Below are 17,982 nucleotides of genomic sequence, written 5' to 3'. Positions count from 1 at the left end.
CGGGGTTTGGTGTCGCTAGGCGGCTTTGAGGCCGCTATTGATTGTCTCAAACTCGACCGGTGTTAGCCGTCCGAGGCGCCGCTGGCGGCGTTTCCGGTGGTACGTTTTCTCGATCCACGTCACGATGGCCAGGCGCAGGTCCGCCCTTGTGGACCATCGCTGGCTGTCCAGCACGTTCTTCTGCAGGAGCGAGAAGAAGGATTCCATGGCGGCGTTATCGGCGCACGCGCCGACCCGTCCCATCGATCCTGTGAGCCGGTTGCCCTTCAACGTCCGCACGAAGGCGTTTGAGCGGAATTGGGAGCCGCGGTCACTATGGATCACGGTTCCCTCCGGCTCCCGGAGCGCTATTGCGTTGTGCAGGGCCGAGACTGCCAGGGACGCCTTCATCCGGGAATCGATGGAGTAACCCACGATCCGGTTGGAGTAGACGTCTTTGATGGCGCACAGGTAGAGCTTGCCCTCGTCGGTCCGGTGCTCGGTGATGTCCGTGAGCCACAGCCGATCCGGTGCCGTTGCTGTGAAGTCCCGCCGGACGTGGTCATCGTGCACGGGCGGGCCGGCCTTGCGGGTCAGGCCGCGCTTCTTGGCGAAGACAGACCAGATCCGCTGGCTGCTGCACAGCCGTGCGACCCGGTTCTCTCCGGCGCTGAAACCCTGGTCTTCGAGCTCGTCGGCGATAAACCGGTACCCGAACCCCGGATCGTCCCGGTGGACGTCCACCGCCGCGTTGATCAGGTGGGCATCTGACCAGTCGCGCTCGGAGACGGGACTTCTCTTCCATTCGTAGAAGGCCTGTTTGGAGAAACCCAGCACCCGGCAGGCCACCGCGACGGGAATTCCGTCCGCGGCAAGGTCAAGGACCAGCGGAAACTTCATTTTGGGGGCAGCTCCCGGGCGAAGAAGGCCGCTGCCCGGCGCAGAATCTCGTTCTCCTGCTCCAGCAGCCGGATCCGCTTCCTGGCATCCCTGAGTTCTGCCGCTTCCTTCTCCGTCACTCCGGGGCGGACGCCGTCCTCGACGTCGGCTTTCTTGAGCCAGTTGTGCAGGGTCGCTTCGGAAATCCCGAAGTCTTTAGCGATCTGTGAGATCGGGGCTTCGTGCTTGCGTGCCACGGCGACCACGTCACGGCGGAACTCAGCGGGGAAAGGCTTGGGCATGTGAACATCCTTGCTGCAAGGACTGAATCCTCACAAGTCAGGAGTCAACAAAACCGGGGGCAGTCCCATACTCTGAGAACACTGTCCTCGTCCAACCCGCCATCGTGGAGTCTCTATAGTTTGAGAGCTCGGTGAGATCGTCCTGAAGCCGTTCAGTTCGAGGCGTTAATTTATCAGCGGGTGTTTGCATCGCTACCCTCATTTGATATTGACATCAGTGTTGAATCTCGGGCTTCATCTTCTGGCGTGATCGTCCTGCCGATGTTGTAGTCCTTCCCGCGGTGCAGGAGCCAATATGCGAGGCTCGAAACCAGCAATCCGAATATAAAAGCGATGTCCGCTCCCCCGAGATTTTCGGCAAAAAATCCAGTGAATAGTCCTGGTAGGACCACGAACGGAACTTCAACAGCGAGCCCAAGTCCGTAGGAAAACAGACCTCGCCAGTTCCACGAGCCGTAAATCCCGTTGGGCGTTAATAGGTCCGCGATCTTGTAATGCCCTTTGCGCACGAAGAAGTAGTCCGTCAGGTTGAATGCAGTCCATGGCACCAGGAGGTACAGGATCACTGTCAGGATGATGGAAACTACGGCGACTGCGCTTGGGGTGATGAGCAAGCTGATCAGAAGTACTACGGCCGCGAATACGGCACAGACGAGCACCCGTGTCTTGCGGTTCGGTTTTATTGACCGAATTGAGTCGATCGCGGTGAGTAGTGAAAGGTGTCCACTGTAGATGTTCAGAGCGATTACACCTATCAGCGCAAAAACACTAAGTAATGTCAGGAGGCTGCCCAGACCAGGGAATACGGTGTTGCCCGCGAGCTGCACCCCAACGAATGCATCCGTGGCGCCCAGCATCGATGCCAGCCACGACCCGACAGCCATGAGCCATACAGCAGAGCCACTTGCACCCAGCGCTACCCAGAACATGAGTTTGCCAGATTTTGTGTTGCTGGGCAGATAACGTGAATAGTCTGACACGAAAGGTGCATAAGAGATTGTCCACGCCGCTCCAGCTCCGAACTGGGTAAGGAATGCGGCGAGAACGAATGTTCCAGGCACTGCGGAGTCGGCAGCGGGTATTCCTCCTGCGAGGATCGCGACCGTCAGAATGATATAAAACGGTGTCGAGATGTAGAGGAGGATCTGAAAGACACGGTGAATTAGATTGTGACCGAAGATCGCGAGGATAGCACCAGTCATCGCAGCTAGAAAAGCGACAATTTTCGGATCCCAGCCGAAGGTTCCTGCGAGACCTTGTGAGAGCAACACGAGTACGGCGATGATCGCGCCGATCTGACCGAGCATCGCGGCGATCAAGGTAATGGAAACCCCTCGGTAACCGAGTTGCGCTCGAGTCTGGATCATCTGGGGAAGCCCAATGACCGGTCCCTGTGTGGCATGCGCCGCCATGAAAACAGTGCCGAAGAGTAGGCCGCTGACGCCTGCGAGGATCGACCATCCAAGCGATAGTCCCATCCCCGGCCCGATGAAGCCGATCGCTATTGTGAAGAGTTCGAGGTTGCCGAGGAACCAGAGTGGTCCCTGATGCCATGCCTTGCCGTGCCTATCCTTCGTGGGAATCCATCCGATCGAGTGGGTCTCGATTGTGATCGCCTTTGGTCGTTCTAGGGCTCTATTCACCGTCGTCTCCTGCCCGCCGGGATGAGATCTCGACGGCCATGCTTGTTGGGCCACCCGGTTGGAATCCGACGATGTCCTGTGGGCATGCGGAAATCACGACCACGGCGTCGGCGAGGAGTGTGAAGGTGGCACTGTCACCGGCCTTCGTAAGGCATTCGTCGAGGTTGAAGGTTCCATCCGGTTCAACGCGAAAGTTCGCGAAGACGTTGAACGGCTGAGGCGCGCGGGACACGTGAATGTCATGCGTTGCAGCTTCCCTGATGAGGGTGTCTTCGCACGATGCATGCCCGGAGTCGGCTCCGAGGATCTGATACCGGAAGCGGTCGCACGCAGCAGCGAGGCAATCATGGCGTCCCGGCGAGTCGTCTCGTGTAAATTCCAGAATAGGACGTCGCTGATTGGTGACGAACGTCCATCCCTCGACGGGATAGGCCTGGCCCATGTGAACCCGTGAGTGCTGAGCGCTGAGAAACTCTGTATGGTCAGCGGGGTTATAGGCCCACAGGTCCGCGGCTTGTCCGCCTTCAACATCGATGAGACGGATAGTGTCCCCGCATTTGAGGCTAGCGCTCCAGCCTTCACGCGCGGGGATGGGGATGACGAGGTTGTCCATAGTGTGTATTCCTTCGACTCTGTTGTATTCTGCAGTGTTCTTAGACCCGAGTTATTCAGGTCCTCAGGAGATCAACGCGCGGGTTGAAGCTTCCGTCGGCGATGCGATCGTTGACGTAGCCAGCAATCGTCCCGAGAGGTGCCAGCCACATCGGCCCCTGAGCTAATTCCGTGAGGATGTCTGCAACAACCTCGAAGCGAGCCATCCGACCGGAGACGTTCGGATGCCATACAGCGATCCATAGAGCTCCATGGCGGCGAGCCGATTCAAGTTCGGCGCGATACACACCCGCAGCCTCCGAAGGTGAACGCACCTGTGTGGCGTAGTCAAGATCCGGTGCGACTGCATAGTGCGACCAGTCATCGTTCGCCCACTCCGACGGAAGTTCTAGAAGATCGCCAGCGCTGGAACGCAGGATGTATGGAACGTCGTCTCCCATTAGAGATGCGTCATAGGTGAATCCCCGTTCAACTAGGAGACGGGGCGTGTCCTGGGAGAGGCTGTACAGAGGGGAACGCCACCCGGTCGGGATCACGCCGGCCAACAGCGCTTCTGCCGCTGCGATTGTTCGATCTAGAAGACGTTCCTCTTCCCCGGGTGCTAGGCGATTGATCACCTCATGTTGATACCCATGTAGAGCGATCTCGTGTCCTCCTTCGACACAAGCTTCGACAAGGTACGCATAGTTCTCGATACACCAACCGGGAAAGAAGAACGTCTGCTTGATCCCCAGCTCGCGGTAAAGACGCAGGAGGCGAGGAACAGCGACCTCGTCATATCGAAGCCAGGAGCGACCCGCCATCCGCTGTCTCGCGTGCTCGCCGTGTTCAAGTTCCAACATGCTGTCGAGATCTACGTCAAAGCTGACGGAGGCTGCGCCACGGGATCCAGCGGGCCAGGGAACGGGGTTGCTAATCATCTCGAAGGTCATCATCGCCCTTTCGTAAGCTACATGATTCCGGTAGCTAAATTTGAGTGAAACACTACATTGCTCCAGTAGGTTTGACAATTGAATACTTCGCTTGAAGAACTAGAGAACGGAGAAGAACCCAGCTGAGCGCCGCAGTGGAACGGCGTCTGCGTTCTGAGGGATGGTAAAGTCCTCATGATGTCTAAGCATCCCGAAGGTCAGCATCAGATGCGTGTGGGAGAGCTGGCTGCAAACATAGGCGTGAGCGTGCAGACGCTCAGATTGTGGGAGAAACAAGGGTTGATCAGCCCGGAGCGAACGCTCGGTGGGCAGCGAGTGTTCTCGCGAGATCAAGTGGACCGGGCGTCCTGGATCGCATCGCTACGGCGTAAGCAGGGTTGGAACCCGGCAGCGATCAAGAGCGCACTCGCCGGTGCAGGAGCCTCTGGTCAAGCGCTAGACGGGGAGGCCACGTTACCCGCCAGCCACTCTTACGGTGCACGTATCAGGGCCGCCAGGAAAGCCCGAGGACTTACTCTCGACGAAACTGCACGCCGTGCAGGTATTTCGCGTTCTGCCTTGTCGAGTCTGGAGCTGGGGCATGATTCAGTAACTCCGCAGCTGCTCTCGGTGATCGCGGACGCCCTCGGGTTCGGGATCTCCGCGTTCGTGCCGCCGTCTACGACGCATGACCGGCTGACTCGCGCGGATGAACGGACGACCACCACGATGGCCGGAGGCGTGCGCTGGGAGGAGCTGGCAAAACCCGGTCATGGTCTGGAACCGGCGCTGCTCATCGTTCCATCGGGCGGAAGCAGCGGAGGTAGTTACACCAGACCCGATGAGCTGTGGATATTCATCCTGAGGGGTGAACTGGTGATCGTGGTCGGCGACGAAAGCAGAACTTTGTGTGTCGGCGATTCCATCATCCTCGAACCCCACGTGGTGTGGAACTGGCGAAATGACACGTCCCATGAGGCGCAGGTGATCTACGTCGAGCGCTGTGTTCCGCTGCGCGAGGGTCCATTCTGAGCAGACAAAGTCTCAGTCTGGACCACTCACGCGATTACGAACCGTTCTCCCGCTATAAGAGGTTTCAGGGCAACACTGCGCTTGATGAGCTTTCGGTGCGTCCGGTTGGGGTTGTGGTGCGGCGGCGGGAGGACTTGTCTTACATCCCTCACACCCGCTATCGCGGTAGCGGGCGACCAGCATTTATGGGTAGGCCAGGAAACCATGAACAGATTCGGTACCCCAGTGATGACCGACGACCAATTGAGTTAGCTTGAAACGGGCTTTTTGAGGGCAACATTGCGTTAGCTGTCAACGGCAACTTAGAAATGACCGGTGGCGGCATGTTGGTTCCTGATGCTCGCCATCATTGGCGGACAGCCGGAATGGTTCCTGCCCTTCATAGACTTCTACAAGCGGGCCGCCGCAGACTTCAACACGACGGCATGACCGGTAGGCATGCACTCCCCCGGCTTTATTGCCGACACTGACCACGAAGCCAAAGAGGTTTTCTGGCCACACAAGGTGGACAGGGACCGCATCGGACCCTCCGCGGCCGGCCGCCCGGCCGCCGCGAGGCCGAAACCCAGAACGGCTCGAGACCGTCGCGAGGAGGATTGCGCTGGCCGTGCGATCGCTGGACGTTGGCCGCTTCGATCTCATCTTCACCTCCGGAGCCCAGTCGATCAGCGCACGCCTTAAAGCCATCGAACTCTACGGGAGCAAAGTGGTGTCTATGGTCCGCGAAATACTCGCCGCCAACGGCTATGTCGGCGAAGCCGCATGACGGCCTCTCCCTGCATCACGTCAAGGCATCACAAAGAAGAGCATCATGAACGTAGTCCTCTGGGTCATCACCGCCGTACTCACCCTTCTCTTTCTGGCCGCAGGAACCAAGAAAATCGCCCAACCGTAGTGAAGCTCGCGGCTGCCCGCGAAAGCTGGGTCCAAGACGTCTCCGGGTGTGCCGTCAAGCGCATCAGCCTCCTCGAAATCCTCGCTGCCCTGGGCCTCGTCCTACCGGGATGCCCGGACTGCACTGATCAACTTTGGGCTTGGGGCATCCTTTTCTCGCTTCGGAGCGGGCCACCCGACCCTTTTCGGCACCTGATCGGTTACAGCCCGCGCTGTTTCTCCAGATGGGCCCGCAGGCTGGCCGCCACCTTCCCGGCGTCCTCTAGCTCCTCGGATGTCAGGGCGTCGACAAAAACCTCGCGGACAAGCCGCAGGTGTGACGCAGACGCGCTGCGGAACATTCTGGCCCCCTCGTCGGTGAGCTCCGCCGCTGCCCCCCGGTTGTCTGAGTCCGACCGTTGCCGGCGGATGAGCCCGCGGGCCTCCATTCGGCCCAGATGATGCGACAACCGGCTGCGTTCCCAGCCGATGGCCACTGCCAGCGCTGATGACCGCAGCCGGTGGTCCTCAGCCTCGCTGAGTGCCAGCAGCACGGCATAGTCCGCGGACGATACACCTGACGTCGATTGCAACCCAGTGGCCAGGGCCCGCCCCAGAGCCTCTGCTGTCTCGATGTATTCACGCCACACCGCCAGTTCCGCCCGGGTGGGGCTGCGCCGCGCCAGCTTTTCTGCTTGGTTGGTCATTCATCTGCCCTTCGCTTGACATGTCAATCATAACGAGGCAAGAATTGACACGTCAACTAGTTGGTTGATGTGTCAATTACAAGGAGCCACCCATGAGCGAAGTCATCTTTGGTCTGGATACCTTCGGAGACGTCCCTATGGATGACAACGGCGTGCCCGTGAGCCAAGCCCGGGCGATCAGGCAACTCATTGATGAGGTGGTTATAGCCGACCACCTGGGGGTTGATGTCTTCACCGTGGGTGAGCATCACCGGCCGGAGTTTTCTGTGTCTTCCCCCGAAACGGTTCTGGCCGGCATGGCCACCCGGACCGAACGCATCCGTCTGGGCTCCGGCGTGACTGTGCTCAGTTCTGATGACCCGGTGCGCGTTTTTCAGCGGTTCGCCACAGTCGATGCGCTTTCGAACGGCCGTGCCGAGGTGATCCTCGGGCGGGGATCGTTTACCGAGTCCTTCCCTCTCTTCGGTTACGACCTCAGCGACTACGACGTCCTCTTCGAGGAAAAAATCGAGCTCTTCGCCCGCCTGCTGGAAGAGAAGCCGGTGACCTGGAGGGGGACCGTCCGTGCTCCCCTGGTCGATGCCGATGTCTATCCGAAAACAGAAGGGGGCCTGAGGACGTGGGTGGGCGTGGGCGGTTCGCCCCAGTCCGTGGTCCGCACGGCAAAGTATGGGTTCCCGCTCATGCTGGCCATTATCGGCGGGCAGCCGGAACGTTTCGCCCCATACATCGACCTCTACAAGAGGGCCGCGGCACAGTTCGGCACTACTGCATGGCCGGTGGGTATGCACTCTCCTGGCTTCATTGCCGACACCGATGATGAGGCGAAGGAAATTTACTGGCCGCATTACAAAGTGGTCCGGGACCGCATCGGCGCTCTTCGGGGCTGGCCACCGGTCCGCAGGGAGGAATTCGAAGCAGAAATCCAGCATGGTTCGATGTACATTGGATCCCCCGACTCCGTGGCGCGAAGAATCGCCGGCGCCGTCTCCTCCCTCAACGTCGGCCGGTTCGACCTCATTTTCACCGCCGGTGCCCAGCCCATCAGCGCCCGGCTGAAAGCAGTTGAACTTTACGGCAGCACCGTCGTGCCGCTGGTGCGCGAAATGCTCGCCGAGCGCCAGCTGACCGAATCTGCGGCCGTATGAGCGAGACCATCAGCATTCTTGGAGCCGGCAAACTTGGCACTGTCCTGGCACGCCTGGCCGTTGCCTCCGGGCACCGTGTCCTCATCGCTGGATCCGGGGACCCGGAACGCATCCGACTGATCATGCAGGTCATGGCTCCCGGCGCCGAACCGGTAGCAGCGCTTCAGGCAGCCCGGGAAGGTGACATCGTCATCCTGGCCCTGCCCCTGGGCAAATACAGGACCCTGCCGCGGGAGGCCCTGGCGGGCAAACTGGTCATCGACGCAATGAACTACTGGTGGGAAGTCGACGGCCCACGGCCCGATCTGACGGACTCGGACCTCCCCACCAGCACGGTGGTGCAGGAATTCCTCGCCCACTCCGTCGTCGTCAAGGCCTTCAATCACATGGGCTACCACGACCTGGATGAAGGACCCCGCAGACCCGGAGCCCCTGGCCGGAAGGGCATGGCCGTCGCCGGAGACGACGGCAACGGCACCGACCGCGTGATCACTCTGGTAGACCAGATCGGCCTCGACCCGGTCCCGGCCGGGACACTCCATGACAGCATCCGCCTGCAGCCGCACGCGGAGGCTTTTGGCGCGAACGCCCCGGCCTCCGAACTGCAATCCATGCTCAACCGGTTCCACACCACCCTCTTGGGCAGGGAAATCCTCGATGGATGTATTGGTGACGTATCTCCAGCAGTTGCTTAGCCGTCGTCCAGTGTCTGGTGGCTTTTTAAGGGCTCGAAACTCTGGAGTATGGCAAGCCAGCCGAAAGTGTGGACAGAATTAAGCTCACCACGAGCCAAAGGTGTCCTGTGCCGACAGGGCCCGAGTGCCTGAACTCTTGAAGCCAGGAACGACTTCCACGAAGCCGCCGCTTTGGAAAAGGACCTTCACAACCGGTCCATCGCAGCGAACGTCGCTGCTCGGACACGTGTCTAGAAGGCGTGCCCGGATTCTCTGCAGGAGAGCCGGCTGCCATTGCCTGAGTGGTTGTGGTACTGAAGCCAGATAGCGGCCTGAACAGGACGTCTACAACGCCGATAGGCAGAACGGCTGTGTCCTTGTCCACGGAACCGATAATTTGCATCGTGGAGCAACCGAAACTCACCGGCGGGTAGAGCAGATTATGCAGCGACCTGGCACCATTTTCGGCCCTGCCGATAGCAGCAATGCTGTCCGAAGATGCAGCCGTTATTGTCCGCTGGCAACACTGGAACCGCTGAAAAGTGATGTCGGATTTGCCACTGATCACTTCAGCTTTCGGGATGACGAAAGTAGGCCAACCCGCCCGTTTGGCAGAGCCGCACTGGATCCTATCCGGCGAAATAGCAGGAGGGTGGGATGTGCCATACGGCGACGATCCAGCCACTTCAGCCAGCGGGACGTCGGTTCCGGAGGGCTGTAGCGGTTGAGGTACATAAGAGGGGAGTGTTGCGGGCCGGGTATACGCAAATCAAGAAATGCCAGGTTATGTATGGGATTGTTCGCGCCGGGGAGTGCTCAAAACACGTGTGCTGCGGTCCGTTTCAGACCACGCACTCCCTTTAGATGCCGGCGCCGGACCGGACCCTATGGGGGGATCAGGTCCGGTCCGGCGCGGCCGCCGGTAGCAACCGGCAGTACGGACGCTCCGGAACACTCAACACATCGACAGTGTTAATGTTCTCTGGCGGAAACGTCCGTCTCCGAAGGTGTCCACGAGGGACGCATCCGGGTCTCAGGTAAGTCTTTCCGGTGGCGGGATACAGCCCTTCCTCACTGGGGAGCACTGTAAACCCCTTGCATGTGACCGATTTGTTCCAAGGCAGGTCGTCACCGGCTTGAGGCGCCCTGGGTCTTTGCCGGCCGGTAAAAGATTGCTAGAAGGGCAATGTCTGCGACTGTCCCTCCCGGCGCTGCTATCAGCAGGCCGGGCCATCCTTCGAGGAGATTTTTATCGAAGAACAGCCAGTCAAGACTGAGCCGTCCTGCGCCGGGCAACTGCCGTTGCTATTGCCCCGATTCCCAGTACGAGGGTGTACTCCCAGCCGCCGGAGACGATAAAGAATCCCTTATGGCGGTGGACGGTCCATGCTGCCACAAGCACTAGGGCCACGAATGCGGCGGAAGCGAACGCAGTGAGGAGCCCGGCGGCGAAGGCCAGACCTGCAGTGACCTCAGTGACGGCAGCCAGCCAGGCATGGAATGCGCTCGGGCGCAGGCCAAGGCTATTGAACCAATTTGACGTCCCTTGCATGCGACCGCCCATGAAGAGCTTTGCTGTATCCATGGGCGGCAATCGTGATGCCTCGGCAAGTGAATCCGTTGTCTCTTAAACTCAGGCATTCGACCGCCTGGCCAGTTTCAATATCGAGACTCATGATGATATTTCTACTTCCTTGTCGAGGGGTGGTCTTCAGCGTTGATAGCGCCAAGAAAGAGACTAGTAGCTGGTTACGTTACCATCAACGTCTGTAATCGAACTCGTTTACGTTACGCCTATTGACTGTAACGTATGCCACGGTCTACGTTGTGACTACTCGTCGTCCCCAAACGTGTTCCCCCGGTCCGCCAGCCACGGCTGTCCCCACCGCCTTCTGCGTTCCAACGAAAGTGAACTTGTGATGTCCCCAAGAGTGCCCCAACCACTTGACCAGTCCAACCTCGGTGCCACCGTTCGTCTTGACGAAATTATCGATGCCCGGCCGCTCGGCAGATTCCATTACCTTGTGCTCATGCTGTCCGGCGCCGTGATGTTTCTGGATGGATTCGACACGCAGGCGATAAGTTTTGCCGCCCCGGCCATTGCCCGGGAATGGGACCTTCCAGTGGCCGTCCTTGGGCCCATACTTTCGGCTGCCATCGTCGGCTTGATGGTCGGATACCTCGTGCTCGCACCTTTGGCCAACCGTGCCGGGCACCGGCGCATGATTATCTGGTGTACCGCCGTTTTCGGTGTCCTTAGCCTTGTCACCGCTATCGCTGGGGAACCTGTTCAACTCATTTTGCTCAGATTCCTTACGGGCGCGGGTCTGGGGGCGATCATTCCAAGCCTGGTGTCGCTTACCAGCGAATTCGCACCCAAGCGCCGCCGTTCCAGCCTCGTTATGTTTATTTATTGCTTTTATGCCCTTGGGTTTGTTGCGGCGGGCCTCGTCTCCGGCATGGTCATCCCCCTCCTGGGCTGGCGCACCCTGTTTGTCATTGGCGGAGTGGTCCCCCTGCTCTTGCTGGTCCTGCTTGTTCGGTATCTTCCTGAGTCTCCGAGCTTCCTGTTGGGGCACCCTAGCGGCATGGCCCGCGCTCATGCCACGCTGCGGCGCTTGGATCCCAAGCTTTCCCCGCGGGCCAGCATTGTCGTCCATGACGACAAGCCTGTGATCGAAACTACGCGCTCACTGGTCGTTGAGCTGTTCCGCCGCAACTGGCGGGCGAGTACCTTGCTGTTGTGGATCGCTATTGCGGCCAATCTCGCAGCCTTCTATGCGATCCAGAGCTGGCTTCCTACGATCCTTGTGAGGCTGGGCCAACCCCCGGCGTTGGTCATTGGTGCGACCATTTTGACCACCATCGGTGGAATCATCGCAGCCACGGTTATTGGCCCCTGCATGGACCGTATCAGTCCGTTTCGCACCCTTGGATCTGTATATGTGCTCGGGGCCGTTTGTGTGGCGATCCTTGGCATGGTGGTTGCCGGCGGGCCAGTCCTGCTTCTAGTGGTTGCCTTTCTCAGCGGAGCCTGTGTGACGGGAGGCCAGATGAGCGTGATTGCGCTGGCGACTGTGCTCTACCCGCCAAGGATGAGGTCCATGGGAGTGGGCTGGGCCTTGGGCATCGGGCGCGTCGGCGGCATCGCCGGCCCGCTGCTTGTGGGCATCGCGCTGGGCGCCGGGATGGGAGCAGGGGAAGTATTCCTTGCTTTAGCCGTGGTCCTTGTCGCCGCCGGAGCCAGCGTATTCACCTTGGGCCACCGGCGTCGCTGACGCCTGCGCGGCGCCTGATTGAGGCCCGACTTGCACCTGTGAAAGGCATGATGCCGCGCACCGCCGCCGAAGCATAGGCGCGGTGCGCGGTTGCTAGGCGGGGATCCCCTCCTGAGGGTCCACAGCGATTCCCGGCCATAGCACTGCGACCACCTTCTCGGCCAGGCCGGCACGATCAGCGTCTGTACGCAGGAACGCGGCAAAGTAGCTGCCGAAACACATGGTGGCGATAGTGCGGGTGTCAATTTCAGGCCTCACCTCGCCACGGTCCTGGAGATTTACGAGAACCCTCTCGAGCAGGTTGACGCGGGGCTCGACCGCATGTTGGCACACAATGGCAAGCAGCTCGGGGGTTCGGATGGTCTCTCCCATGAAGTTGCCCATGAGGACCATGGCATCAGGATTGAAGTAGGCCGGATCAAGCCGGCGGACGGCTTCGGTCAAGGCCTCAATGGCCGGCAGCTCGTCCAAGTTTAATGAGGGGTAAGTGTCACGCTGCGCCCGGAAGCCGTAATCGAGTGCTTCAACAACCAACTCGAATTTACCCGGCCACCGTCTGTACAGCGTCGGTCTTGTCACGCCTGCATCTGCGGCGATATCCCCGAGCGTCATTGTCGAGTATCCGTCCAGGACGAGGCGGCGCCGCGTTGCTTTGATGATCGCCTCGTCCAGGGCAGGATCACGAGGACGACCTCCCTTGGAATGGGAACCGCCTTCTGAATTCTGCTCGGCCATTCGGCCTGCCTGATCGGTCATTCCTGCCACCCCTCTGCAAGTTACGTTACATAGGTTGAATGTAACACAACGGCATTGAAGACGAGAGCCAAGTCGGGAACCCGTTTCTGTGCTCTTGAAGTGGAAAGCTGCATAGTTACATTACAGCTCTTGACTGTAACGTAACCAGCGGTTAGCGTTACTGACATCACACAGTGGGTGTGATTCAAGCCTGAGGAGACCAACAATGAGTGCTAGCCAGAACCTGATCGATCGAAGCATCCCCTTTCTCATGGAGGTCAAGAACCGTACGGCCGGGGGGGAACTCGAGACGTGGCTCAACGAAAACTACGGTCCCGGAACGGAACTGTATGAGGATCTTGCACGAATGATTACCCAGGGAGTTTGGGAGGGCTGGGCCGCCAATATCGAAATCGATGGCCCGAACTACCGACGAAGCCGCATCGCTGAGCCCAGCGAAGTCCTGAATTACTTCAGCATCACGGCCGTCTACATGAACAGCGTGGAACCGTTCCGTGGCCAGTATCATCAGCACCCCTATGGTGAATTGAACCTCGTGGTCCCCCTGGATCCGGAGGCGAAGCTGATGGGGCCCAACGGTTGGTCTGGCGCGGGCTGGACGGCGCCGGGGCCCGGCAGCCATCACTACCCTGAATCAAAGGGCGGTGCTGTCATCGCGCTGTTCTTTCTGCCCGCAGGCCGGATTTCCTACGACATCACTCCGGAATAATCGCTCCAGAAAGAGGCCAACGTGTCATGCAAAACCTCGTGAGAAACCCACTAGCGGTGAAGCGGTTCGTACCGTCGAAACGTGCCCCCTCTGTCAGCGTGGAAGAGGCACTAGACACCAGGCGCAGTGTCAGGGCATTCCTTCCCACCGCTGTTCCCAGGCCAGAGGTCGAGCGCCTGCTCGCCCTCGCGGCTAAGTCACCCAGCAACTCCAACTCTCAGCCCTGGCAGGTTCACGTACTCATCGGTGAAGCGCAGTCGGCTCTGACCGCTGCGCTGCTACATGCCCATGACAACGAAGGCCGCGCGGCGGAAAACGAATACAGCTACCAGCTCCGTCCTGAAGACTGGGCCGAGCCTTTCAAATCCAGGCGTCGGGAGTTCGGGGAGCGGCTATACGGCGAAACGCTTGGGATTACAGCGGCAGACACGGCTGGGAGACTGGCCCATCACAGACGCAATTACGATTTCTTCGGCGCCCCCGTCGGTATGTTCCTCACGGTCAGCAGAAGTTCCCTCGGAGGCGGCCTCGTTGACGCTGGCCTCTTCCTCCAGTCACTGATGCTGGCTGCGCGCGCCTCGGGGCTGGACACCTGCACGCAGGCCTCGTTTATCGACTTCCATCCTGTCCTTCGTAGACATTTACGTATCCCCGACGACCAGATCATCGTCTGCGGGCTCTCCCTGGGATACGCAGACCCCCTGCACCCGCTGAATCGCCTCTCGATGTCCCGGGAAGCGGTGAAGAAGTTCACCACCTTCTATGAGGACGACGAACGTTCAACACAATTCACCGCCGGCCTTTCATCCGTAAGTGGGGCACCTTCCGGTTCCCTGAAACAGGAACCCTTGGATTCAGGGCGCGGCCGCACGGCGCCCTGAATGGCGGGCATCGAACGACGCATCGGTGCCCTTGCGGCAAGCCGAAAAACAGTGGTCCTCCGACGCCCTTCCAGAACGGGAAGGTGACAAATCATCCGGGTGGCACTGGTCTTAAATGTGAACCGCCCTCGGGCCTTCCACTTGGCGCCATAATTCACGTTCGAATGGACGACATTTGAAAAATCCTAGGCAAAGGAGACCCGCAATGCAGACACCCCAGGGATCTCAGTGCTGAGATCAGGGCGCTCGATGGGCCCCGCGGAGCTGAAGGGCGGTGCCAAGCAGGAAGCCCCGCCGCGGCTCAATTGCGCCCGCTTGAGCCGGACTCGGGCTGGACGCTGATCGCGGGCGATGACACCGACAGCGACCTCACCTGGGACATCGGGTCCCAGAGGACGGTGTTTCCGCCTTCCTGGCTTCTACGTGACTGACGCCTAGGCAGCACCTCAGGTGCAGCCGGTCCCGAGCCCGGGATGGTTCAGCCCGCTGATGGTGGCTTCTGCCTTCGCAGTCGGGTCAGGCCAGGCCGAGATGGAAGACGGGCTAGGCGTCAGCCTTTTCCGCTGTTTTGGTTTCCCCCGGAGACGGGCCAAGGAATGCGGAACATCGCGATTGGTGCCCGCGGCGGTGGCATTCGGTATTTCCGCTTCTATCGAGCCCAGAAACTGACTTAGCACTGGACGCCGCCCACTCGGGGCAGGCCGCGTCAGCGTCGGGGCTCGGTGTTGGTGCACGCGGATGTGCGCTTTCCTCAGTTGGGCTTTGAAGTGTCCGCAGCCTGCAGCCTTCTATGCCGCCACGTGGACGCATGAAGCACCACCGTGTGCCCGGTCGAGCACGCGCTAAGGGCAGGGTGGACCGGGGGCAGCAAGCACGGACGGTTTGGTCCGAAGTGGTTCCTCCCTCGCTGCCGGCATGCGACCCAGATAAGGCTCAAGAACTAATTCCGTTACAGTCATTGACTGTAACGGAATTGAGTACTATTGTGGCTCTCAAGACAGCGGAGCCGCCGTCAGACCAGAGGAGACGAGCACATTGAAGGGCACCAGGAGCCATCCCGCGGACGTGGACTATTCACGCGACGCATGGAGGGGTTGGACAACGAAGCCAGCCGGAGCCTCAGATGAATACGCCTGACGCTACTGGTTCTAGCGGCAGCAACGTCCTACGTTACGTCGATTACTACTGCACCTTGTCATTGAAGGACTTCATGGCCCTTGTCGAGTCGGGATGGAATGGCGAGGTCCATGACATCAGTTCCCGGACGCACTGGTAGAGGTCAAGCATCTGCAGACCATCGACTTTTCCCGGAACCGCCGGGCACCCCAATTCGGCGCGTTCGGTGTCTCGCAGGTCAGGTACGGCGTGGCACACCGCCCGAGAGGCACTCCGTGCTGAGGATCGTCGACTCCCCGGATGTCCTGGACACCTAGATCCGGACTGCCGGCGTCGCTGTCCCGGCCGCGTCGGAAATCTTTGCCACCGCCACCGGGCTCCCGATCCCCAAATCCAGCCTGCACCGCCGCTTCCGGGAACTACATCGACGAACCCGGCCATCCGCCCGGCCTGGACATCATTCCCTGCACCGGCACTACGACACCCACCTTTTCGAGCACTCCGGCTTCGACCCCACCTTCATCTAATACGAAAGTAAGGGTAGTTAGGCTGCGGTGGCCGGGGTGATGGTGACGTCGAATCCGAGGCTTTTGAGCTTGCTGATGGCGCTGTTTTTGGCTTTGATGGGGTCCAGCCGGGTGAAGTGGTCGGCGCCGGGGTCGGCGTAGCATTCGCCGTCGGCGAGCAGGTGCCAGGCCGCGGTGCCCAGGGCGGCTTTGAGGTATTTGTTGCCGGGCAGGATGTGCGCGGATTTGATCCGGCCGGCGGATTCGTTGGAGCCTGGACAGACTCCGGTCCAGGACGCGAGCCGTCCGGGGGTTTCGAAACGGGCCATATCGGCACCGGTTTCGGCGATGATCACTTCGGCGATTTTGAGGGAGACTCCGGGGATGGTGGCCAGGAATTCCCTGGCGGCACGAAAGGGTTCCCTCGCCTCCTCGATCCGCGCGGTGAGCGCGTCGATGATGCGGGTCTGGGCGTCGATCTGGTCCAGGTGCAGCCGGGCCATGAACGCGTGGTGTTCCTTGAACCGGCCGGTGAGCGCGTCGACGAGTTCGGGGATTTGGGAGCGCAGGGTTCCCTGGCCAGGCCGGCGAGGACTTCCGTGTTGCGTTCGCCGTTGACGAGGGCTTCGAGCATGGCCCGGGACGAGACCCCGGTCAGGTCCGAGACCACGGAGGAGAGCTTGATCCCGGAGCCTTCCAGGAACTTCTCCAGGCGCTGGATCTCCCGGGTCCGGTCACGGGTGGCGATCGACCGGGCCCGGGTCAGGTCCCGCAGTTCACGGATCGGCTCCGGCGGGACAAAGGAACCGCGAAGCAGGCCGTGTGCGCCTAGCTGGGCCAGCCAGCCCGCGTCGGAGACATCGGTTTTGCGGCCCGGGATGTTCCGTGCGGCCTTGGCATTGACCAGCATCACCGGCAGCGCCTCTTCGAGGAGATAGAAGAAGGGTTTCCAGTAATCACGGGTCGCTTCCATCACGACCGTGGTGACGTGCTCGCATTCCAGGACGTCCCGCAGCTGCAGAATCTGCCCGGTGGTCGCACCCCAGGTGGTCACCGTGGAGGTATAGGTTCCGGCCCGCTGCCCGGGCAACCGGAGACAGACCTTCGCGTCGCGCTTGGAAATATCCATTCCCGCGGCCCGTTCGTGCACGATATCCATGACTGTTTCTCCTGACACCTCGACCGGGCTATCTGGTGTCTGCCGCGGGGAGGACAGGGAAACTTCAAGGAATCTAACACTCGTGCTCCAAGGCAACAATCCGTGGAAGCCCTCCGCGCCACGCTAGCCGACAGGCTCACCAACAGCACCAAGAAGAAACCGGCGACGACCGAGGCAGACACCTCAATAATCTGCCCGGACAAGCTCCACCCCCCAGAGACAACGCGAGGCGATGACCACTTTCTCCCACCACGGCGCGACAGCGACGCTGACACGCTAGCCGATACGACAGACGAGCATCATCACCGGACCGACATTGCCGAAGACGTTATGTTCGGCGATACCCTCCGCCGTGAGCATCACAACGAAAACATTGGCCTCCTCCGTGGCACCAAATGATGGCAGCATCAGATATAGCCTTGCTCCAGCTCGCCCATGGCGGTAGCCGCATACGGCAATGACAAACTGCCCCCCCAGCCGCTCAACAGGCACTCCCCGGCGAAGGATTCATCGTTGCAGCGCAGCGGGACGCTCCGGAAAGCGACGGGGGACTAACCCCTGTATGGCGCGGGTGCTCAGGAGCGGCGGCGAAATCACGCGACGTGCCGATGATCGACAAATCGAGCCACGGCGCCGTCCTTGAAGTCGTAGGCCGTGCATGTCGGAACGACTGACCGCTGGGGCCTGTTTCGTGATGCCGACCAGATGCGCAGGAGCAGGGGTCTCGTGGGTATAGGACGAATACCCACGAGACCCCTGCTCCTACTTGTTCAGGATCGAGCGCTTCAACAAATGCTCACGGTCTTTGGCACTCCCT

Annotated in this window: 13 protein-coding genes and 3 pseudogenes; 8 read left to right on the top strand and 8 right to left on the bottom strand. The window is 60.3% G+C overall.

The features are described 5' to 3' along the window. Positions 1–15: 15 nt before the first annotated feature. The 4 genes from LDO15_RS22980 to LDO15_RS22965 all read right to left on the bottom strand — a co-directional run bounded on the left by LDO15_RS22980 (position 16) and on the right by LDO15_RS22965 (position 4,350). Positions 16–1,160, bottom strand: a protein-coding gene (locus LDO15_RS22980; protein WP_223979232.1) for an IS3 family transposase whose coding sequence is annotated in 2 segments (ribosomal slippage) — positions 16–887 and positions 887–1,160 — 1,146 coding nt in all. Because the reading frame shifts where the segments join, the coding sequence is not laid out codon by codon here. A 173-nt stretch (positions 1,161–1,333) separates the two neighbouring features. Then, positions 1,334–2,803, bottom strand: a complete 1,470-nt coding sequence (locus LDO15_RS22975; protein ID WP_223987832.1) for a cytosine permease — start codon at positions 2,801–2,803, stop codon at positions 1,334–1,336. Further along, positions 2,796–3,416 carry an urea carboxylase-associated family protein gene (locus tag LDO15_RS22970; RefSeq protein ID WP_223987830.1) on the bottom strand — a complete coding sequence of 207 codons (621 nt, stop codon included), beginning with the start codon at positions 3,414–3,416 and terminating at the stop codon, positions 2,796–2,798. Before LDO15_RS22970 ends, LDO15_RS22975 begins: the two co-directional genes overlap by 8 nt. A 55-nt stretch (positions 3,417–3,471) precedes the next feature. After that, positions 3,472–4,350: a polysaccharide deacetylase family protein gene (locus LDO15_RS22965; protein ID WP_223987828.1), complete on the bottom strand. Its 879-nt coding sequence runs from the start codon at positions 4,348–4,350 to the stop codon at positions 3,472–3,474. Positions 4,351–4,521: 171 nt separating this feature from the next. Between LDO15_RS22965 and LDO15_RS22960 the strand changes: the two genes are divergently transcribed. Beyond that, positions 4,522–5,358: a helix-turn-helix domain-containing protein gene (locus tag LDO15_RS22960; protein WP_223987826.1), complete on the top strand. Its 837-nt coding sequence runs from the start codon at positions 4,522–4,524 to the stop codon at positions 5,356–5,358. Positions 5,359–5,688: 330 nt separating this feature from the next. Continuing rightward, positions 5,689–6,124 (top strand): annotated as a pseudogene (locus tag LDO15_RS22955) (LLM class flavin-dependent oxidoreductase); the annotation flags it as partial. A 328-nt stretch (positions 6,125–6,452) separates the two neighbouring features. Here LDO15_RS22955 and LDO15_RS22950 read toward each other — a convergent pair. After that, the gene (locus tag LDO15_RS22950; RefSeq protein ID WP_223987824.1) at positions 6,453–6,938 is read right to left on the bottom strand and encodes a MarR family transcriptional regulator; all 486 of its coding nucleotides are present in this window, start codon (positions 6,936–6,938) and stop codon (positions 6,453–6,455) included. A gap of 92 nt (positions 6,939–7,030) precedes the next feature. Here LDO15_RS22950 and LDO15_RS22945 point away from each other — a divergent pair, with 92 nt between their 5' ends. Next, a complete protein-coding gene (locus LDO15_RS22945; RefSeq protein WP_223987822.1) occupies positions 7,031–8,086 on the top strand; it encodes an LLM class flavin-dependent oxidoreductase in 1,056 nt (351 codons plus the stop codon). Continuing rightward, positions 8,083–8,781 carry an NAD(P)-binding domain-containing protein gene (locus tag LDO15_RS22940; protein ID WP_223987819.1) on the top strand — a complete coding sequence of 233 codons (699 nt, stop codon included), beginning with the start codon at positions 8,083–8,085 and terminating at the stop codon, positions 8,779–8,781. Before LDO15_RS22945 ends, LDO15_RS22940 begins: the two co-directional genes overlap by 4 nt. A gap of 1,107 nt (positions 8,782–9,888) precedes the next feature. On the opposite strand, the pseudogene LDO15_RS22935 reads toward LDO15_RS22940, so the two are convergent. Next, positions 9,889–10,397: pseudogene (locus tag LDO15_RS22935) on the bottom strand (DoxX family protein). Between the two features lie 294 nt (positions 10,398–10,691). Here LDO15_RS22935 and LDO15_RS22930 point away from each other — a divergent pair. Then, positions 10,692–12,038 (top strand): MFS transporter, encoded by a 1,347-nt coding sequence (locus LDO15_RS22930; RefSeq protein ID WP_223987817.1) that lies wholly within the window; start codon positions 10,692–10,694, stop codon positions 12,036–12,038. Between the two features lie 93 nt (positions 12,039–12,131). Here the strand turns inward: LDO15_RS22930 and LDO15_RS22925 are convergent, their stop codons facing one another. Next, positions 12,132–12,773, bottom strand: coding sequence for a TetR/AcrR family transcriptional regulator (locus LDO15_RS22925; RefSeq protein WP_223987815.1), 642 nt, complete (start codon positions 12,771–12,773; stop codon positions 12,132–12,134). Between the two features lie 226 nt (positions 12,774–12,999). On the opposite strand from LDO15_RS22925, the gene LDO15_RS22920 reads away from it, so the two are divergent. Together LDO15_RS22920 and LDO15_RS22915 are read left to right on the top strand one after the other, a co-directional pair. Then, positions 13,000–13,503: a DUF4863 family protein gene (locus tag LDO15_RS22920; RefSeq protein ID WP_223987813.1), complete on the top strand. Its 504-nt coding sequence runs from the start codon at positions 13,000–13,002 to the stop codon at positions 13,501–13,503. A 98-nt stretch (positions 13,504–13,601) separates the two neighbouring features. After that, positions 13,602–14,384, top strand: a complete 783-nt coding sequence (locus LDO15_RS22915) for a nitroreductase (protein WP_223987811.1) — start codon at positions 13,602–13,604, stop codon at positions 14,382–14,384. A 1,660-nt stretch (positions 14,385–16,044) separates the two neighbouring features. Here the strand turns inward: LDO15_RS22915 and LDO15_RS22910 are convergent. Continuing rightward, positions 16,045–17,165 (bottom strand): annotated as a pseudogene (locus tag LDO15_RS22910) (IS110 family transposase). A 102-nt stretch (positions 17,166–17,267) separates the two neighbouring features. On the opposite strand from LDO15_RS22910, the gene LDO15_RS22905 reads away from it, so the two are divergent. Beyond that, positions 17,268–17,564, top strand: coding sequence for a hypothetical protein (locus LDO15_RS22905; protein ID WP_223987809.1), 297 nt, complete (start codon positions 17,268–17,270; stop codon positions 17,562–17,564). Positions 17,565–17,982 lie beyond the last annotated feature (418 nt).

It is taken from the genome of Arthrobacter sp. NicSoilB8, from assembly GCF_019977355.1.
In the GTDB taxonomy this organism is placed as follows: domain Bacteria; phylum Actinomycetota; class Actinomycetes; order Actinomycetales; family Micrococcaceae; genus Arthrobacter.
The sequence above is the reverse complement of the archived record's forward strand: the minus strand, read 5'-3'. Positions and strand labels throughout refer to the sequence as shown.